This window comes from Nostoc sp. GT001, from assembly GCF_030382115.1.
GTDB lineage: Bacteria > Cyanobacteriota > Cyanobacteriia > Cyanobacteriales > Nostocaceae > Nostoc.
Genome location: NZ_JAUDRJ010000003.1, coordinates 461134 through 478007, shown reverse-complemented (window position 1 = coordinate 478007; position 16874 = coordinate 461134). Strand labels below are relative to the sequence as shown.

The 16874-nt window shown below is 41.9% G+C and carries 15 protein-coding genes; 12 read left to right on the top strand and 3 right to left on the bottom strand.

Annotated features, from left to right (window positions below):
• The first annotated feature begins 394 nt into the window (after nucleotides 1–394).
• From pipX to QUD05_RS04885, 5 genes are all read left to right on the top strand, one after another.
• The gene (gene pipX, locus QUD05_RS04905) at nucleotides 395–673 is read left to right on the top strand and encodes a transcriptional coactivator PipX (protein WP_069068710.1); all 279 of its coding nucleotides are present in this window, start codon (nucleotides 395–397) and stop codon (nucleotides 671–673) included.
• On the top strand, nucleotides 670–1338 hold the full coding sequence (locus QUD05_RS04900) for a YggS family pyridoxal phosphate-dependent enzyme (protein WP_289795107.1): 669 nt from the start codon (nucleotides 670–672) through the stop codon (nucleotides 1336–1338). The genes pipX and QUD05_RS04900 overlap by 4 nt, the downstream gene beginning before the upstream one ends.
• A gap of 367 nt (nucleotides 1339–1705) precedes the next feature.
• Nucleotides 1706–2311 carry a cell division protein SepF gene (locus QUD05_RS04895; protein WP_289795106.1) on the top strand — a complete coding sequence of 202 codons (606 nt, stop codon included), beginning with the start codon at nucleotides 1706–1708 and terminating at the stop codon, nucleotides 2309–2311.
• A 106-nt stretch (nucleotides 2312–2417) separates the two neighbouring features.
• A complete protein-coding gene (gene proC / locus QUD05_RS04890; protein WP_289795105.1) occupies nucleotides 2418–3236 on the top strand; it encodes a pyrroline-5-carboxylate reductase in 819 nt (272 codons plus the stop codon).
• 112 nt (nucleotides 3237–3348) lie between these two features.
• Complete coding sequence (locus QUD05_RS04885) at nucleotides 3349–6024, top strand: DEAD/DEAH box helicase (protein WP_289795104.1); 2676 nt, start codon at nucleotides 3349–3351, stop codon at nucleotides 6022–6024.
• Nucleotides 6025–6410: 386 nt separating this feature from the next.
• Here QUD05_RS04885 and QUD05_RS04880 read toward each other — a convergent pair whose 3' ends face one another.
• A complete protein-coding gene (locus QUD05_RS04880) occupies nucleotides 6411–6785 on the bottom strand; it encodes a hypothetical protein (RefSeq protein ID WP_289795103.1) in 375 nt (124 codons plus the stop codon).
• Nucleotides 6786–7361: 576 nt separating this feature from the next.
• Here QUD05_RS04880 and QUD05_RS04875 point away from each other — a divergent pair.
• The 7 genes from QUD05_RS04875 to QUD05_RS04850 all read left to right on the top strand — a co-directional run bounded on the left by QUD05_RS04875 (nucleotide 7362) and on the right by QUD05_RS04850 (nucleotide 15854).
• Nucleotides 7362–9014 carry a heavy metal translocating P-type ATPase gene (locus QUD05_RS04875; protein ID WP_502911379.1) on the top strand — a complete coding sequence of 551 codons (1653 nt, stop codon included), beginning with the start codon at nucleotides 7362–7364 and terminating at the stop codon, nucleotides 9012–9014.
• Nucleotides 8983–9357: a hypothetical protein gene (locus QUD05_RS34295; protein WP_502911378.1), complete on the top strand. Its 375-nt coding sequence runs from the start codon at nucleotides 8983–8985 to the stop codon at nucleotides 9355–9357. Before QUD05_RS04875 ends, QUD05_RS34295 begins: the two co-directional genes overlap by 32 nt.
• Before the next feature lie 95 nt (nucleotides 9358–9452).
• Complete coding sequence (locus QUD05_RS04870) at nucleotides 9453–10133, top strand: hypothetical protein (RefSeq protein WP_289795102.1); 681 nt, start codon at nucleotides 9453–9455, stop codon at nucleotides 10131–10133.
• 226 nt (nucleotides 10134–10359) lie between these two features.
• Nucleotides 10360–11370, top strand: a complete 1011-nt coding sequence (locus tag QUD05_RS04865) for a hypothetical protein (RefSeq protein ID WP_289795101.1) — start codon at nucleotides 10360–10362, stop codon at nucleotides 11368–11370.
• Nucleotides 11327–12262, top strand: coding sequence for an AAA family ATPase (locus QUD05_RS04860; RefSeq protein ID WP_289795100.1), 936 nt, complete (start codon nucleotides 11327–11329; stop codon nucleotides 12260–12262). Before QUD05_RS04865 ends, QUD05_RS04860 begins: the two co-directional genes overlap by 44 nt.
• Nucleotides 12249–13709: a hypothetical protein gene (locus QUD05_RS04855; protein ID WP_289795099.1), complete on the top strand. Its 1461-nt coding sequence runs from the start codon at nucleotides 12249–12251 to the stop codon at nucleotides 13707–13709. The genes QUD05_RS04860 and QUD05_RS04855 overlap by 14 nt, the downstream gene beginning before the upstream one ends.
• Before the next feature lie 891 nt (nucleotides 13710–14600).
• Nucleotides 14601–15854: an ABC transporter substrate-binding protein gene (locus tag QUD05_RS04850; protein WP_289795098.1), complete on the top strand. Its 1254-nt coding sequence runs from the start codon at nucleotides 14601–14603 to the stop codon at nucleotides 15852–15854.
• Nucleotides 15855–16216: 362 nt separating this feature from the next.
• Here QUD05_RS04850 and QUD05_RS04845 read toward each other — a convergent pair whose 3' ends face one another.
• Together QUD05_RS04845 and QUD05_RS04840 are read right to left on the bottom strand one after the other, a co-directional pair.
• Nucleotides 16217–16588, bottom strand: coding sequence for a hypothetical protein (locus QUD05_RS04845; protein WP_289795097.1), 372 nt, complete (start codon nucleotides 16586–16588; stop codon nucleotides 16217–16219).
• Nucleotides 16585–16866, bottom strand: coding sequence for a hypothetical protein (locus QUD05_RS04840; RefSeq protein ID WP_289795096.1), 282 nt, complete (start codon nucleotides 16864–16866; stop codon nucleotides 16585–16587). The genes QUD05_RS04845 and QUD05_RS04840 overlap by 4 nt, the downstream gene beginning before the upstream one ends.
• Between the last annotated feature and the right edge of the window lie 8 nt (nucleotides 16867–16874).

Genomic DNA, 16874 nt, shown 5'->3' with positions numbered 1-16874 from the left:
TGTGGCAGTATGGAAAGAAGTTGAAAAATTCGCTGTTGCCGTTGGGAATTTCAAAGGGTGTTTTTCCTTCCCACGTCGAACTTTCAACCAGAGGATCGGGAATATTTTGTACCTTGTCCCTACACATTGCTAAATTGAAGTCACCAAAGCAGATGGTGATATTTGTTGAACAGCCTCTACTCTTTGAATCTACGCTTCGCGGCATCTGTTGTACCATTGCGCTTCACTACCACTAGCTTCATCTGCCCATTAGGAACTAGATCAAGGTCTTCGTAACCGCAGCTTCGCATTTTAACCAAATATTCTGACGAATGTTGGTATTATCGTCTGAATGTTTGGAATTCACTGCGAAAAGATATATATACTTCCACCTTGACTACACCTTGACTCTTAAATGAATCCAGAAAACGCAGAAACTTACATAAACCATCCAACTTGGGGTTTACTCTACAAAATCTGTATGGTTGATGAGAACCAGGATTTGTTCACCACACTTTATGCTCAGCGCTTATTTTTTTTGGTGGCAAATGACGTTAAAGGTGTTAAATTCCAGTCTCTAGGACGTACTGAGGCGAGAATGATGTTGGAAAATCGCTTACGTACCCTGCGGCGCAGTGGGCATTCTCAGGAGTACGATCAGCTTCAGAGTGTTTTCCAGCGCACCTTCCAATGAACAGTTCGATTTCCGAACGTATTCTTTCCATTCGTTCCTCACTGCCAACTTCAGTCAAATTGATTGCTGTTAGCAAGCAAGTTTCTGCCCAGGCCATTCGGTCTGCATACAACGCCGGAATTCGTGATTTCGGGGAAAGTCGTATCCAAGAAGCTGCCAGCAAACAAGCCGAGTTGCAAGACTTACCGGATATTACCTGGCACTTTATTGGACATTTGCAAAGCAATAAAGCCAAAAAAGCCATCGAGCATTTCCCTTGGATTCACTCCGTGGATAATTTGAAGCTGGCACAGCGCTTAGACCAATTGGCGCAACAGCTAGGAGTGAGTCCCCAGGTTTGCCTGCAAGTGAAAATTCTCCCCGATCCCAACAAGTCTGGTTGGAGTGTGCCAGAACTTTTGGCTGATTTACCCACACTCAATCAATACAAAAATTTACAAATTCAAGGTTTGATGACAATTCCGCCATCAGGATTAAAAGATTCTGAAATTCTCAGTGTGTTTAATCGCAATCGTGAGCTAGCCAAAGAAATCCAGGAGCAAAACTGGTCGCATATTAAAATGCAGCACCTATCTATGGGTATGTCAGGCGACTACGAACTGGCAGTGCAAGCAGGCACAACGATGGTACGATTAGGAACAATCTTGTTTGGCGATCGCTCTTAGCCGATTAATCATCAGCCTTGTAGGGCAGTATTAATCGAAGCTAAGGATTTGATGACAAGAATTTTGTAACAGACTGGTGCAATCGGAAACAAAGGATATAGTATTGACAAGAGCAATCGCCAAGGGAAAATGGGGTATAAAGAAGTTTCCTTCGGATAAACCGTAGGATATAATCTTTACTCATTATTATGTTTAGGCGATGCACAGACCTTTCCAATAAGTGTCAGTTCATCGCCAAAACCCGTAGTATGGGCTACAACTAGCAATACAGTTGCTGAAGTATCCACCGATGTAGCGAGCGCTCCTATTTCAACTAATCCTCAGCCAAGTCAATACAGGCTATTCGCACCAGGAGAGTACACACACAATGAACAACATTTTTTCCAAACTCAGAGACTTTGTGGGTCTAAATGAGCAAGTAGAATACGAGTATTACGAAGAAGAACCAGAAACAGATAATAATAATTATCAAAATCTGTATCAGCAAGAAAATCCCCAGCCAGCACCACAAGAGAATCCAGCCGCTCAAAATCGACGCTGGCGGGAACCAGTGCCTACAATGGGAGATGATATGACAGCAGGTTCAAAGCCAATGGGGAATGTGATTGGTATGCCAGGAGCAATTAACGGAATTTCGGAAGTTTTAGTACTCGAACCACGCACCTTTGAAGAAATGCCCCAGGCAATTCAAGCGTTGCGCGAACGCAAGTCAGTGGTATTAAATCTGACAATCATGGATCCAGATCAAGCTCAACGAGCAGTAGATTTTGTAGCAGGTGGTACTTACGCACTAGATGGACATCAAGAGCGCATCGGAGAGAGCATCTTTTTGTTTACACCAAGTTGTGTCCAAGTTAGTACCCAAGGTGGCGTTCTTCATGAAGTACCACAACCACCAGTACGTCCTTCCCGTCCGACAACAGGTACTCCAAATCAAAGCTGGGGCAACGAAACTAACCGGATGGCACAATAAAGTTAAATTAGTAGTTAGTCCTTTGTCCTTTGTCATTTGTCCTGGGTTTTGCTCATGGTGACAAATGACAAACGACTAATGACCAATGACTAATGACTAATGACTAATGACTATAAAATTTGGCTTAATTGGTGGTGGGGTAATGGGAGAAGCGCTCTTATCCCGCCTTATCACGCGTGGAATTTATCAATCATCAGAAGTCATAGTTAGCGAACCGCTATCTTCACGCCTAGATTTTTTAAAGCAGCAATACGGTGTTACTGTGACGACAGATAATAGCCAGGTTTTCACTGAAGCAAAAGAAGTTCTATTTTTGGCAGTGAAACCCCAGGTATTTAGCGCGATCGCTCAAGAATTAGCAGATATTGATATTCTTAATAGAGAACATTCACCTCTCATCATTTCTATTTTGGCGGGTGTGCTCTTAAGTCAGCTAGAAGCAGCGTTTGTGCAATTGCCAGTGATTAGAGCAATGCCCAACACCCCGGCAACAGTAGGAGCAGGAGTTACTGCGATTTGTTTCGGTGCATATACCAATGCCTTGCATCACCAAATAGCACAGCAAGTTTTTTCTGCTGTGGGTGAAGTCGTAGAAGTTTCAGAAGGGCTGATGGATGCAGTTACAGGGCTATCTGGTAGCGGCCCCGCTTACGTGGCGTTGTTAATAGAAGCACTTGCAGATGGCGGAGTAGCCGCAGGTTTACCTAGAGTAATTGCCAATCAACTAGCCTTGCAAACCGTACTGGGAACAGCAAAACTGTTGCAGGAAACCAAAATGCACCCAGCAGAACTCAAAGATCGTGTTACCAGCCCCGGAGGTACAACCATTGCCGGGATTGCCAAGCTAGAACAGGCAGGATTTCGTTCCGCTTTAATTGAAGCAGTCAAAGCTGCCACAGAGCGATCGCAAGAACTGGGAAAATAAAGTTATGAGTTATGAGTTATGAGTTTTAACTCCTCACTCCTAACTCTTAACCTAACGAAGTTGACAAAAGACTCGTTAGTATAGTAAACAATCTGGTTGCAAATGTGATTGAGTGAATTATCCTGCACCGTCTCCAGAACTTGACTTAGGGACTATATTTCCCTTTGATCTGGATCAGTTTCAAAAAGAAGCGATCGCGTCCCTAAACGCTGGACGCTCCGTAGTCGTATGTGCCCCCACAGGTTCGGGCAAAACATTAGTCGGGGAATACGCCATTTATCGTGCCCTATCACGAGGGAAGCGTGTATTTTATACTACTCCCCTGAAGGCGCTGTCTAATCAAAAATTACGTGACTTTCGAGAAAAATTCGGGTTTGATCAAGTCGGGCTATTAACTGGAGATGCTTCCATTCACAGGGATGCACCGATTTTGGTGATGACCACAGAAATTTTCCGAAATATGCTCTATGGTACACCCATCGGGCAAATCGGCATCTCATTGGTAGACGTTGAAGCAGTGATACTTGATGAGTGCCACTACATGAACGATCGCCAGCGCGGTACAGTTTGGGAAGAATCAATCATCTATTGTCCCCGTGAAGTCCAACTGGCAGCCCTCTCAGCAACGGTTGCCAACAGCGATCAACTCACCGATTGGCTAAATCGCGTTCACGGCCCAACAGACCTGATTTACTCCGATTTTCGCCCAGTCCCCTTAGAATTTCACTTTTGCAATCCTAAAGGTTTATTCCCCCTGCTGAATGATAGCAAAACCAAAATTAACCCCCGGCTTCAGAAAAAAAAGGGGAAGGGGGGAGAAAGGGATAGGGGGAGAAATGGCAGACCGGAAGCTCCCGGTATAATTTATACCTTGAGCCAGTTAGAACAACGGGATATGCTACCAGCAATTTACTTTATTTTCAGCCGCCGGGGATGTGATAAAGCGGTGGCAGAAGTGGGTGACTTATGGCTGGTAAATAATGAAGAGTCTCAGATTTTGCGGCAACAGATTGATGACTTTTTAGCCCGCAATCCTGAAGCAGGGCGTTCTGGACAAATTGCACCCCTGTATCGAGGAATTGCTGCTCACCACGCGGGGATTTTACCTGCTTGGAAAGCACTGGTAGAAGAACTATTTCAGCAAGGGCTGATTAAAGTAGTATTCGCCACTGAGACACTAGCAGCGGGAATTAATATGCCCGCTCGAACAACGGTAATTTCTACCCTTTCCAAGCGTACCGACACCGGACACCGCCTGTTGAACGCTTCCGAATTCTTGCAAATGGCGGGACGAGCAGGCCGGCGGGGGATGGATAAACAAGGTCATGTGGTGACAGTCCAAACTCCCTTTGAAGGAGCCAAAGAAGCGGCGTATTTGGGAACATCCAAGCCAGACCCTCTAGTAAGTCAGTTTACGCCCAGTTACGGCATGGTACTCAACTTGTTGCAAACCCATACCCTAGAGCAAACCAGGGAACTGATAGAGCGCAGTTTTGGGCAGTATATGGCGACCTTGCATTTACGGCCAGAATACGATGAGATTGCCGAATTGCAAACCCAATTAGCTCAACTTCATGAGCAAATCGCCGCAGTTAATGAAAATGAACTGGCTGTTTATGAGAAATTGCGGCAACGCCTGAAGGTGGAACGCCAGATATTGAAAACCTTGCAAGAGCAAGCACAGGACGACAGACAAGAAGAATTGGGGATGATGTTGGGCTTTGCAGTGTCAGGAACTCTATTGAGTCTCAAGGGCAAAAATATCACAGTGTCTTCACCCGTAACCGCAGTTTTAGTGGGAAAATCGCCGGGTTCTGGTCAAGCTCCTTACTTGGTATGCTTGGGGCACGATAACCGCTGGTATGTAGCAACTACAGGGGATGTAGTCGATTTGTATGCCGAACTGCCGCGAATTGAGGTGCCACCTAATGTACTGCCACCGCCAGAGATGCCTTTGAAGCCAGGACAGTCACGCCGTGGTAACGAAGAAAGCTTTGCGATCGCTGTGCGTATTCCCAATCCGATAGAATCTTTGCATCTAGCACCAGAAGTAGCGGAACAACTCAGTCACGTTACCGCTATTCAAGAGCAATTAGAAGCTCATCCCCTACATCAATCAGGCAATGCCGCAACGCTTTTCAAGCGTCGAGCCCGCTATGTAGAACTAGAAGCCGAACTCGAACAGTTGCAAGGGCAAGTAGAGCAACAGTCACAACGTCATTGGGAAGAATTTCTCAATTTAATCGCCATTCTGCAACATTTTGACGCTTTGGATAACTTAGTCCCCACAGTATTAGGGCGAATCGCTGCCGCCATTCGAGGGGAAAATGAATTGTGGCTGGGTTTAGTATTCGCTAGTGGTGAATTAGACAATTTAGATCCGCATCATTTAGCAGCAGCAGCAGCGGCTTTGGTGATGGAAACGCCCCGTCCAGATAGCAAAGTTAATTTTGACCTTAGTAATGAAGTGGCAGAAGCCTTGAAAAAATTGCGGGGAATTCGCCACCAAATGTTCCAACGACAACGGCGGTATAACGTAGCCCTGCCGATATGGTTGGAATTTGAGTTAATTGCCATAGTCGAACAATGGGCACTGGGAATGGAGTGGACTGAACTCTGCGAGAACACTACCTTGGATGAAGGCGATGTAGTGAGAATTTTACGCAGAACTCTGGATTTATTGTCGCAGATACCCCACATTCCCCATTTGCCAGACTCTTTCTTGCGCAATGCCTATCGGGCGATGCAGTTGATTGATAGATTCCCTGTAAATGAGGTGGTTGAATAGTCTTTTTCTCTCAGCACTTACACAAAAGACGCTGTAGGGGCAACTAATAGATCGTTGGTGTCAACTTAAGCCGAAAACTATATCGGACAGGCGTTTTGCAAATCCCTTACGCCCTCATCCCCTAACCCCTTCTCCCAAGGGAGAAGGGGAATTGAATGTCTACCTCCCCTCTCGCGGATGGGAGAGGGGCTGGGGGTGAGGGCAAAACTTTGACACCTATGTTCATGGGTTGCCCCTACAAATCGCCGCAATAATCAATTTACATTTGGCCAAATAATAGTAGTGGTAGGTAGTTAAAAATGCTTTTTTGGTTTCGTATATCTTTTATAGGTGATTAATCACGTGTATCTAACAAAAGTTATAGTCGCTATCAGCGCTATTCAACCTTAGTACACCAAGTTTCCAGTACCGCGCAACTGACGCAAAGAATTTACACACAATGGACAGTCGCAACCAAAGACCTTAATTGCAGCATCGCTTTCCTCTTCAGTAAAGTTCAACATGGCAACATTCTGATCTGATACTGATGTGGCAATAGTTGAGGAACGTGTAGAGGTATAAGGTTGCTTTCTCTCTGAATCTCGAATGCACACAAAATCTTTTCCACCATGTGGGTTCGTGATACAGGTACGACCATCTTGTGTGTGCATTAATCGCTGAGTCATACTAGCATGGGCAGGGTTAAATGCCACCAGCGTAGACATCATCGACACAAAAATTGAGGAAGTGGAAAGCAAATTCAGAAGAATTTTTTTGTTCATAGATTTCCTTGAGAAAATTGTCTACTAGATTAGGGTATTCGATTAACTTTCAAACTTCAAGTAAATTTTCCCTGAGAATAGCTAGATAGACACTTGTTACCCAAGAAAGTTCCATCTCTTCACCAGTTGGATCGGAAATTATTTACTACATCATAATTCAACAATTAAATAGGCTTGATATCTAGCTTTTAGATGGAACGTTATGTAATTCAGCAAATTTCAATCTGCTGTATATTCCCAAGACGGTTGTGATTTGCTTGATGTAAGTATAAGAGCTTAATTTAGATTAAACCTCGTAATTAGCAGATCTAACCCTTTAAATTCTTATACAGAGCGATAAATCGCTCACTACGAACAAAAGTTATATCTTAGATTTTTCTATCCAATTGAGAACTGTTACCGCTAATTTTACCAGATTACAAATCTTCATTTTAACCAAAAAATAGCGTATATATTTAGCAATATATTTGAGATAGATTCTCGTTCTTAAAATCTCAACTTGTAAAAACTTCTTTTTTTCATTACATTTAAAAAAAGGCTCATATCTCAATTAATTTACTAGCCTACATAGAAAAAATGAAGCAGAAAGTACATTCGGAATCTTCAGATTGTTGTAGCTGTGAACATGACCATCACGAGAATCATAACCATGTTCATAATCACAATCATGATGAGAATCATAACCATGACCACAATCACGAACACGGTGGAGAATTCAATCTGAAAAATGAGATATTGCTTTTGGTAGCAATTTTAAGTTTATATGCACCTGGTGTAATTTTTGAAAATCAATTACACAATACATTCTACTCAATAGGTGAATATCTGCTTTTCATTCCTGCTTATTTATTAAGTGGATGGAGTGTTTTAAAAACTGCTGGGCGCAATATAGTCAGAGGTAGAATATTTGATGAAACGTTTTTAATGACAGTAGCAACATTAGGGGCGATCGCAATTCATAAATTACCCGAAGCTGTCGGAGTCATGTTATTTTATAAAATTGGAGAATTGTTTCAAGATGTTGCCGTCAGTCGTTCTCGTAATTCGATCAAATCATTATTGGAAATCCGCCCAGACTATGCAAATATTCAAGTAGAAGGAAAACTGAAGAAAGTATCGCCAGAAACAGTAAATATTGGCGATATTATTATTGTCAAGCCTGGAGAAAAGATTCCCTTAGATGGCGAAATTATAGATGGGAATTCGCAAATTGATACATCTGCATTAACTGGAGAATCTGTACCACGAACGGTAATAATTGGAGAAACAGTTTTTGCTGGGACGATTAATAAAATAGGTGCGCTCGTCATTAGAGTCACAAAACTATTTGATGAATCTTCCATTGCTAAGATTTTAGACTTGGTGCAAAATGCCAAAAGCAAAAAAGCAGCTACAGAAAAGTTTATTACTAAATTTGCCCGATATTACACCCCAATCGTAGTTTTTACATCTTTAGCAGTTGCAATATTACCTCCTTTATTCATTTCGGGTGCAACTTCTTCCGAATGGGTTTATCGTGCCCTAATTTTACTAGTTATCTCCTGTCCGTGTGGACTCGTTATCAGTATTCCATTAGGTTACTTTGGAGGTGTAGGAGGTGCAGCTAAACGTGGTATTTTGGTTAAAGGCTCTACTTTTTTAGATACTTTAAATGCAGTTAATACAGTGGTTTTTGATAAAACTGGAACCTTAACAAAAGGGGTATTCAAAGTAGTAGAAATAGTCCCATTAAATGGCTGGAATAAACAAGAACTGTTGCAATTAGCTGCCAAAGTAGAATCGCACTCAAATCATCCCATCGCACAATCTATCTGCAAGGCTTATGGTGGAAAAATTGATGAATTTGAGATTGGAGATTATGAAGAAATAGCAGGCTATGGAATTCGAGCCAAGATTGAAAATAAGGTAGTAATAGCGGGAAGCGATCGCCTATTGCATAGAGAGAAGATTTCTCACGATAATTGCCAGTTAGAAGGAACAGTTATTCACCTAGCAGTAGATAATATTTACGCTGGATATATTGTGATTGCTGATGAACTCAAAGAAGATGCAAGACTTGCTATTCAAGCACTCAAGCGCATGGGCGTAGAGAGAACAGTAATGTTGACAGGAGATAATCAAGCGATCGCTTCCCGCATTGCTCAACAGCTTGGCATAGATACCTACGAAGCAGAGTTATTACCTGAAGAAAAAGTTAATGCCATTGAGAAGTTACTCAGCACCGCCTGACAAGCATGGTAAAGTTGCCTTTGTTGGGGATGGAATTAATGATGCACCAGTGATTGCTAGAGCAGATGTTGGTATGGCAATGGGTGGATTAGGCTCAGATGCAGCGATCGAAACTGCTGATATTGTAATCGTGACAGATGCACCATCCAAAGTTGCAGAAGCAATCCAAATCGCCAGAAAAACAAGGCAAATTGTTTGGCAAAATATTGGGTTTGCGTTAGCAATTAAAGGTGTATTTATTGGATTGGGTATTTTAGGGATAGCGACAATGTGGGAAGCTGTATTTGCTGATGTTGGAGTAGCAATGCTGGCAATTTTAAACGCAACTAGAGCGATGAAATAAAGTTATTATAAAATCGGGAATCTTTAATTGGTAATTTGTAGTAGTTAAATTATGAGTACTCCTCACTCATATTCTACTAACCAATAGTAAAACCTATGAATTCATCGCTCAAAGGGATTGCTACAGCTACTTTAGCTTTACTGCTAAACTATTCAGCAAACCAAGCCTTTGCACTACCCCAGAAAATCAATCACCCAATTACTGTTGCTAAATCGCAACCCTTAAAAGATACCTTAATTGTTCCTGGGGAAAGAGTTAGCCTGATAACACGCAAAACCACCAAGCAGGATTTAGTCAGACTGTTTGGTGTATCCCATCTCGTTGATAAAACTATCTCTGGTGCTGAAGGAATAGGTAGTTTTGCAGCTACTCAGGTAAATCTAAATCAGGGACGCTCTCTGCTAGTAGTTTGGAGTGATAATACTCGTACCAAACCTCTAGATGTGCGTAACTTGGGTTCAGCTTGGAAAACCCCCGAAGGTATCGGTATTGGAACACCATTGAGCGAGTTACGTAAGAAGTTAGGTAACTTTAAACTCTATGGATTGGAGTGGGATTACGGCGGTACTATCTTGTTGGATAGTAGTAAATTATCCCGTTATCAAGGCAAACTCATTTTACGAGTAAACGCTGCTCCCAATGCTTATGAAAAGTTTCCCAATGACTACCAAGCAGTGTTAGGGGATAGTACTTTTTCCTCTAGCAATCCCCACTGGAAACGTTTGGGAGTCAGGCTAGCAGAAATTATCGTTGTATTAAATCCTAGTGAGCAATGATCGGCTAACATCTAATTTGCTGGCTTAGGTAAAAGCGGACTATCTAAACCAGATTTTTATACTAGGTCTGGAAGTGGTAAATTACTTTTATAAGAAACTACATAAGTTATATCTATTGTCAGCATGATGTTTCAGCTATTGAAACAAAAGGCGATCGCTCAGATTGCTGCATCAACATTCTGGCTACTCCTTTTGAGTAAAGATTATTCACTAAAAAAGTAATTGAATGTCCGATGAACAGTACTTAGAGCGTAGACGCCAAGCATTAGAACAGCAGCGTAACTTACTGATAGAGAAGGAAAAAAAACTACGGTGTGCTTGTGCAATCGAGGCAAGCACTGCCACTCGCTTCCAGCTCGAAAAGGAAATTGAACAAACAGAAACACAACTCAACGAACTCACTCAACAGCTTGATGCACTAGAACAAGCTTTATCTAGTGGAAGGGTGTATCGTGCTTTATTGAAATTGGGATATCAAACTCAGACGGGAGCATTCCGACAATTTATTAAAGCTCATTCTGTAGCAGCTTTCCTGATTCATGGCTCACTGTGGTATGGACAAGGCTGGTTATTGAATCGGTTGGTGTCAAAGTATGTTAGCAATAACGTTAACGCTAAGAGAGTGGTGATTAACCTTACCCGCATTGCCCGTAGAAGTGATGTTGCTGCACTATGGCGTGAACTTAGCTATGGGGTCGGTCTTGGCTGGGGAAGCTCAAACTCAGACATTATAGAAAGAGTGTATAAATGGTCGCGAACTCAAACCATCTTGCTGATTTTTGACAATGTGAATCACCTGTCTGAAGCTTTTTTACAAGAAATGATCCTTAAGTTCTGGTTTCCATTGGTGACTAAAGCTAGGGAGACTACTAGACAAACCAATCAATTCCAGCTATTCATGTTTTTGGTTGACAATGAGGGCTGTGTGGGCAGTTGGAATATTTCTTTTGCAGAGCAACTCAACCCAGATTGGGAACCGGATACCCCTATTAAGCTACCTATGATTACCGAATTTTCCGAAAATGAGCTAGTTACTTGGATAAAGTATGAAGCCGAGGAACTGTTAATCGACTTGGCAACAGAGGTAGAGGTAGATGAAGCAGTACGTGACATACTCCAAAAAAGTGGAATGGTATTCCAGAACCCGCCTTACAAGAAATTTGTCGCTTGTCTAATTGTGAATGGGAGCAAATATGGTTCAAGCCGTAGGTGGAAAACTCTTGGAATATACAGGTAAAGTTCAGCCACAGTTGGGAGAAAGAGGCGCGAACGGACAGCTTTTATATCCCTATTTTCCTAATCCCGAACTGGTAGAAGCGGTGAATTTGGCGATTTACTTAGAACGCCCCTTACTACTGAAGGGAGAACCAGGATGTGGGAAGACTTTACTGGCAAGTGCAGTTGCCTACGAGCTAGATTTGAAATTAGAAGCTTGGTATGTTAAATCCACCAGTCGAGCGCGGGATGGTTTGTATATTTACGATGCCGTGGGACGGTTGCGTGATGCCCAACTTGCAACCTCCAGTCGCCTAACACCAGAACAAATTCTGCGAATTGATGACCCGACTAGCTATGTACGCTGGGAGCCATTAGGACGAGCATTTCAGCAACAGCAGCGCAGGGTAGTGTTAATTGATGAAATTGATAAAGCTGATATTGATTTTCCTAATGATTTGCTATTGGAATTAGACCAAAAACGATTCTTTGTCGAAGAAACAGGACAAAAAATTGAGGCCAAAGCAGCACCAATTGTTTTAATCACCAGTAATGATGAGAAGGATTTACCGGATGCCTTCTTGCGTCGATGTTTGTTTCACTATGTGGAATTTCCAAGTCGTGAGCGATTAATAGAAATTGTTAATGCTCTGTTTCCTACTTCACCCGAAGCTTTGGTGAAGCAAGCCATAGATAGCTTCTGGCGTCTGCGGGAGAAAATGCAAGAAGACAAGGGGGAGGCTGGCAAAAAGGTCAGCACTAGCGAATTAATTGATTGGTTTCGCGTTCTGCGCCGTTATCCTGAAGATGAAGCTCTAGCAAAACTGGATGGCAAGATACCTTATGCTGGCGTGTTGCTGAAAAGGTGGGATGACCATTTACGTTATTTGAGACAAAGCCGTGGACGTGAATGATTTGCCTCTGCTGGAACTGTTTACCAAACTGTGCGATGCTGGCTTACCACTTGGCATAGAGGAGTATCAGTTAGTTCTACAAGCGATGCAAGCAGGCTTTGGAATTAATGACCAAGCTGCTTTGAAACGTCTGTGTGAGACTTTGTGGGTTAAATCATCACAAGAAAAGAAGCTATTTGAAGATTATTTTGAACTGGTAATAGCTAATGACCCTGCATTGCCAACTGCGGAAATATTGCATACACAATCCGAACAACATAAAATTTCCCCAATTATCCGCTACCTGATTTTAGGAATTGTAGGAGTTACTATTGGCTTGGGTGCTGGATTCTTTTCACAAAAGCCAATTGAAAAACTAATACCAAGTCAAACATCAGAACTAATTCAAACACTAATACCAAGTCAAACATCAAAACTAATTCAAACACTAATACCAATTCAAACACCAATTCAAGATCCAATACTATTGCCAACCACAAAACCAACTACAAACCCGACAGCCCAGCCAACTACAACACGAAAGCCGAACTCAAACCCAAACCATTCAGATTGGCTTTTTTGGAGTTTTTTATTAGTTACAGCCATGATTTTTAGGTGGTTAGTTAGGCGAAATAATCAACAGCGCATTGCTGAAAGTACCTCTCCACAAGTAACCCCCATTACAACTAATTCATCTCTGGCTGCAAAATTGACCCAGACCATAGAAGATGAGGTACAAGCAGTCAAAGCAGTTCTGGAAGCTACCAACAGAAATGAAGAAATTGTTTCCAGCCGCCTCATTTTGACTAGCGAGTATTTGCCTGTAACCGAGCGACAAATGAAACAAATTTGGCGTTACTTGCGCCACCCAGTACGTGAAGGGCCAAAAATAGAGTTAGATATGGCAGCAACTATTCACCAGATTGGATGCCAAGGTTTATTGCTTGAACCTGTATTCATACCGCGTCGAGTGAATAAATCAGAATTACTCTTACTAATTGACCAAGATGGTTCAATGGTGCCTTTTCACTCACTATCACGGCGGTTGGCTGAAACTGCCTTGCGTGGGGGACGTTTGGGCAAATCTGGAATTTACTACTTTCATAATTGCCCTATTGAATATCTTTATCACGACCCTCATCATCAGCAAGCAGAATTAATCACTAATATTGTTACCAATATTTGCTCAAATAGAACTGCTGTATTGATTTTTAGTGATGCTGGTGCTGTTCGTGGCAGATATAGCGACGAACGCTACGAATTAACTCAACAATTTATTGCCCAAATGAAACAACGGGTGCGTTATGTTGCTTGGCTTAATCCTATGCCGAGAAAGCGTTGGGTTGGTACAACAGCCGCAGAAATTGCCCATCTTGTCCCCATGTTTGAATTTAGCCACCAAGGTTTACAGGATGCTATTGCTGTGCTGCGTGGACGCTTTGCTAACTTTGAGAGGCAAATAATATGAGTAAGATTAGACTTGAAGAAATTGCGAAGCAACGCATTGAGTCTTTTGCAAAACTCGGCAAAGCTCATCTGTATTTAGCATATCATGCTGCTTTTCCCTTAGCACTCACACCAGATTTGTTGTATCGTCTATGGGTTCAGTTCCAACGGGATATTGATGACCAAGTGTTAGGTATCCCTTGGGTAGCAGTAGCAGATTTGCTGGTTTCAAGCTTGTGTAATGAAGTCGGATATGAACTATACGAGATGGATTTAACAGTACGAAATCTGTTGTTGAGTCGTTTGCAGGAAGATAAAAAATTTGGTCAACAGCGGATTAATGAACTATCAAACTTTTTACTCGACTATGTAAGGCCAAAACTTGAGAGTAAAGATCCAGATATTCAAGATTTTGCTCTAACCCAGCAGTGGACAGCTTTAGCATACACGCAGCCTAATAAGGTAGCTCATGAATTGGCATTGGAATTCGATAAATTGGATTTTAATAATGAAGCAGAACTGATAAGAATCGTCTCATTAACAGAAACATTTGCACAACCATTAGCTGAATTCGATCCTTTACTCAGTTATGCACGCGGAATGGGAAAGTTAGCCCGTGGCAATTTGGAAGCTGCAACAGATCAAATTAGCAAAATCTTAGAAGGAGAAAATAAAATACGGGTTGCCGGAGTTGATTTACCTATTCCCGAAAAGATAAAAGCAAATCTTCCAGAGCTATTCGAGCAACTCACTAACCATAAAAACGCNGCTAAAAAGAAGNNNATTTTCATCACTATTCTTTTTATCTATATTAGCTCTAGGAATGCTGATTGGAGGCACAGGAATATACATTTTTCGATTTCATACATCTCAACTTCCACAAAACTCATTATGTCCTAAAGATACGTATAGTTTGAATGACAGAATTAGCTTGGGTGAAGAAATTTTATTAAAACAAGATACAAACTCAGATAAAGAAGCTGGAGTTCAAGCATTTTTAGAGAGTAACTGTCAGCTTGCTATTGATAAGTTAAGTTTATATCGCAAAGCTAACAGCACAGACCCAGAAGCATTGATTTACTTGAATAATGCTAAGGCTCGTCAGAAAGGAGATCGGCTCAAAATTGCTGTGAGTGTACCTATTGGGACAAATCAAAATGTAGCAAAAGAGATGCTACGTGGTGTCGCTCAAGCTCAAGATGAGGTGAATAGCAGTGGCGGTATCAATGGCAAAGCTTTGGAGGTAGTGATCGCTAATGATGATAATAACTCAACCCAAGCCCAATATATTGCTAAACAACTCCTCCAAGATAAAAGCATTTTAGCTGTAGTAGGACATAACGCAAGTGATGCTGCCGTCCCAGCAGCATACGAGTATAGAGATAAATTAGTAATGATATCTCCTACCAGTTTTGACCAACGCTTGTCTAATCTTAGTAACTATATATTCCGTACAATTAGTACTAATGATTTAGCAAAATTTCTCTCCAATTACATAAACAATACTACTGCCAAAACTAATATTGTCATTTGTTTTGATGCTAATTCTCTCGATAGTAACTCGTTCAGAAATGAGTTTACCAAAGCGATAGAAGAGAGTAAAACCACGAAGATTAATCTTACTTCTTGCAACCTTTCTGACTCTAATTTTGACCCCAATAGAATGATTTCTCAAGCTATAACGAGTGGAGCAGACAGTTTGTTCTTGGCTCCTGATGTGCAGAGAATTGATAAAGCTTTAGAAGTAGTAAAAGCTAATCAAGGGCGGTTATCGCTATTTAGCAGTCCTACAATGTACACACAACAAACCTTAGCAGGTAGAAAAGCCGATGTTAATGGAATGGTACTGGCTATACCTTGGCATCCTCAAGCAATTCCTGGTAATAGCTTTCCCCATCTTGCTCAGAAACTTTGGGGTGGCCCTGTAAATTGGCGAACAGCGACAACTTACGATGCAACCAAGGCAATCATTGCAGGTTTGCAGCAGAGTAATACCCGCGAGGAACTGCAAAAGACGCTGCACAGTCCAGGTTTTTCAGTCGATGGTGCAACGGGAAAGATTCAGTTTTCACAATCAGGCGATCGCATAAATAATTCCATCTTCTTAGTCAAAGTTCAACAAATACCTGGCACTGACAACTATGAGTTTGTGCCGATTCAACCTTAAGCACAACGCAAACGATATAATGCTTTCACAGATTGCTTGTTGAAAGCCTTACCAGGGAAAGCAGCGGTGAATAAAATAAGGAATAAGGATGGCAGCGATAGTGAAATATCTACTGAAAGCGATCGCACTTCTCCACAAGTTATAGAGTATAAAAGGCGATGTCTAACGACAAGTTAGGAGCTACGCATTTATCACCCACCGCATGACAAACAAACTTTTACCAACGGTTATGCATTACTCATTGGCGTAGGTGCTGATTTACCAGTCACAGTCAAAGATGCAACAGCTATACGAGATATACTGATTAGATAGCGATTCGCCCTGCCTCACCATCCGCCAAATATAAATCACCCCATGAAGCTTTAAAGTTTAGCTTCATCAAATGCAATACCCCGACGCGCAAAATATTTATCAATATTGATTTGCACAAATAAATCTTTGAGTTCTTCGGCAATCTCAGTCGGCGGATTTCCTGATAAAGCGATCGCAATTAAACGCTCTGCTGTGTGAATTTCACCACATTCAACTCCGAGAGTTGCCGCACTACGATGTAACACTGAACGGGTTGGTTCTGCTTCGAGATTACCTGCGATTAATTCTGCCGCTAATCGTTCTTTTTCAAATGCTTGCCTGGATAATTGCGAAGCTGAAATCAAGTCACCTCTAGGTTTAGCAACCTGTGCCATCTCTGCCAAATCCATTGCCTGTTGATGTAACTCTTGAATTTGACTCATTTTTTCACGATGAATGCTAATTGCCAATATAGTTGAAAAACAGCCGTAAAGTCTCCTTTGACTTTGAGTTCTACACCCTGAATATAATCTTGGTCGGTTAAGCAGACAGCACAAGCTTCTGCTAATGCTGCACCAAATGCTGGGGTGATAGCGGGTAATCCTTGCTCAAGTTTGGTAATTACCAATTCCTTCGAGTTTGAATTCATCGAATAGCCCTCTTGTACCCCATTAGATTGTGAAGCAGTGAAAAGCGATCGCCTAATTATTGAAACTAGCATATCAGTGA

Coding starts and splice junctions, on each gene's coding strand:
- pipX (WP_069068710.1), top strand. CDS start 395: ATGAATCCAGAAAACGCAGAAACTTACATAAACCATCCAACTTGGGGT.
- QUD05_RS04900 (WP_289795107.1), top strand. CDS start 670: ATGAACAGTTCGATTTCCGAACGTATTCTTTCCATTCGTTCCTCACTG.
- QUD05_RS04895 (WP_289795106.1), top strand. CDS start 1,706: ATGAACAACATTTTTTCCAAACTCAGAGACTTTGTGGGTCTAAATGAG.
- proC (WP_289795105.1), top strand. CDS start 2,418: ATGACTATAAAATTTGGCTTAATTGGTGGTGGGGTAATGGGAGAAGCG.
- QUD05_RS04880 (WP_289795103.1), bottom strand. CDS start 6,785: ATGAACAAAAAAATTCTTCTGAATTTGCTTTCCACTTCCTCAATTTTT.
- QUD05_RS04875 (WP_502911379.1), top strand. CDS start 7,362: ATGAAGCAGAAAGTACATTCGGAATCTTCAGATTGTTGTAGCTGTGAA.
- QUD05_RS34295 (WP_502911378.1), top strand. CDS start 8,983: ATGCCATTGAGAAGTTACTCAGCACCGCCTGACAAGCATGGTAAAGTT.
- QUD05_RS04870 (WP_289795102.1), top strand. CDS start 9,453: ATGAATTCATCGCTCAAAGGGATTGCTACAGCTACTTTAGCTTTACTG.
- QUD05_RS04865 (WP_289795101.1), top strand. CDS start 10,360: ATGTCCGATGAACAGTACTTAGAGCGTAGACGCCAAGCATTAGAACAG.
- QUD05_RS04860 (WP_289795100.1), top strand. CDS start 11,327: ATGGTTCAAGCCGTAGGTGGAAAACTCTTGGAATATACAGGTAAAGTT.
- QUD05_RS04845 (WP_289795097.1), bottom strand. CDS start 16,588: ATGAGTCAAATTCAAGAGTTACATCAACAGGCAATGGATTTGGCAGAG.
- QUD05_RS04840 (WP_289795096.1), bottom strand. CDS start 16,866: ATGCTAGTTTCAATAATTAGGCGATCGCTTTTCACTGCTTCACAATCT.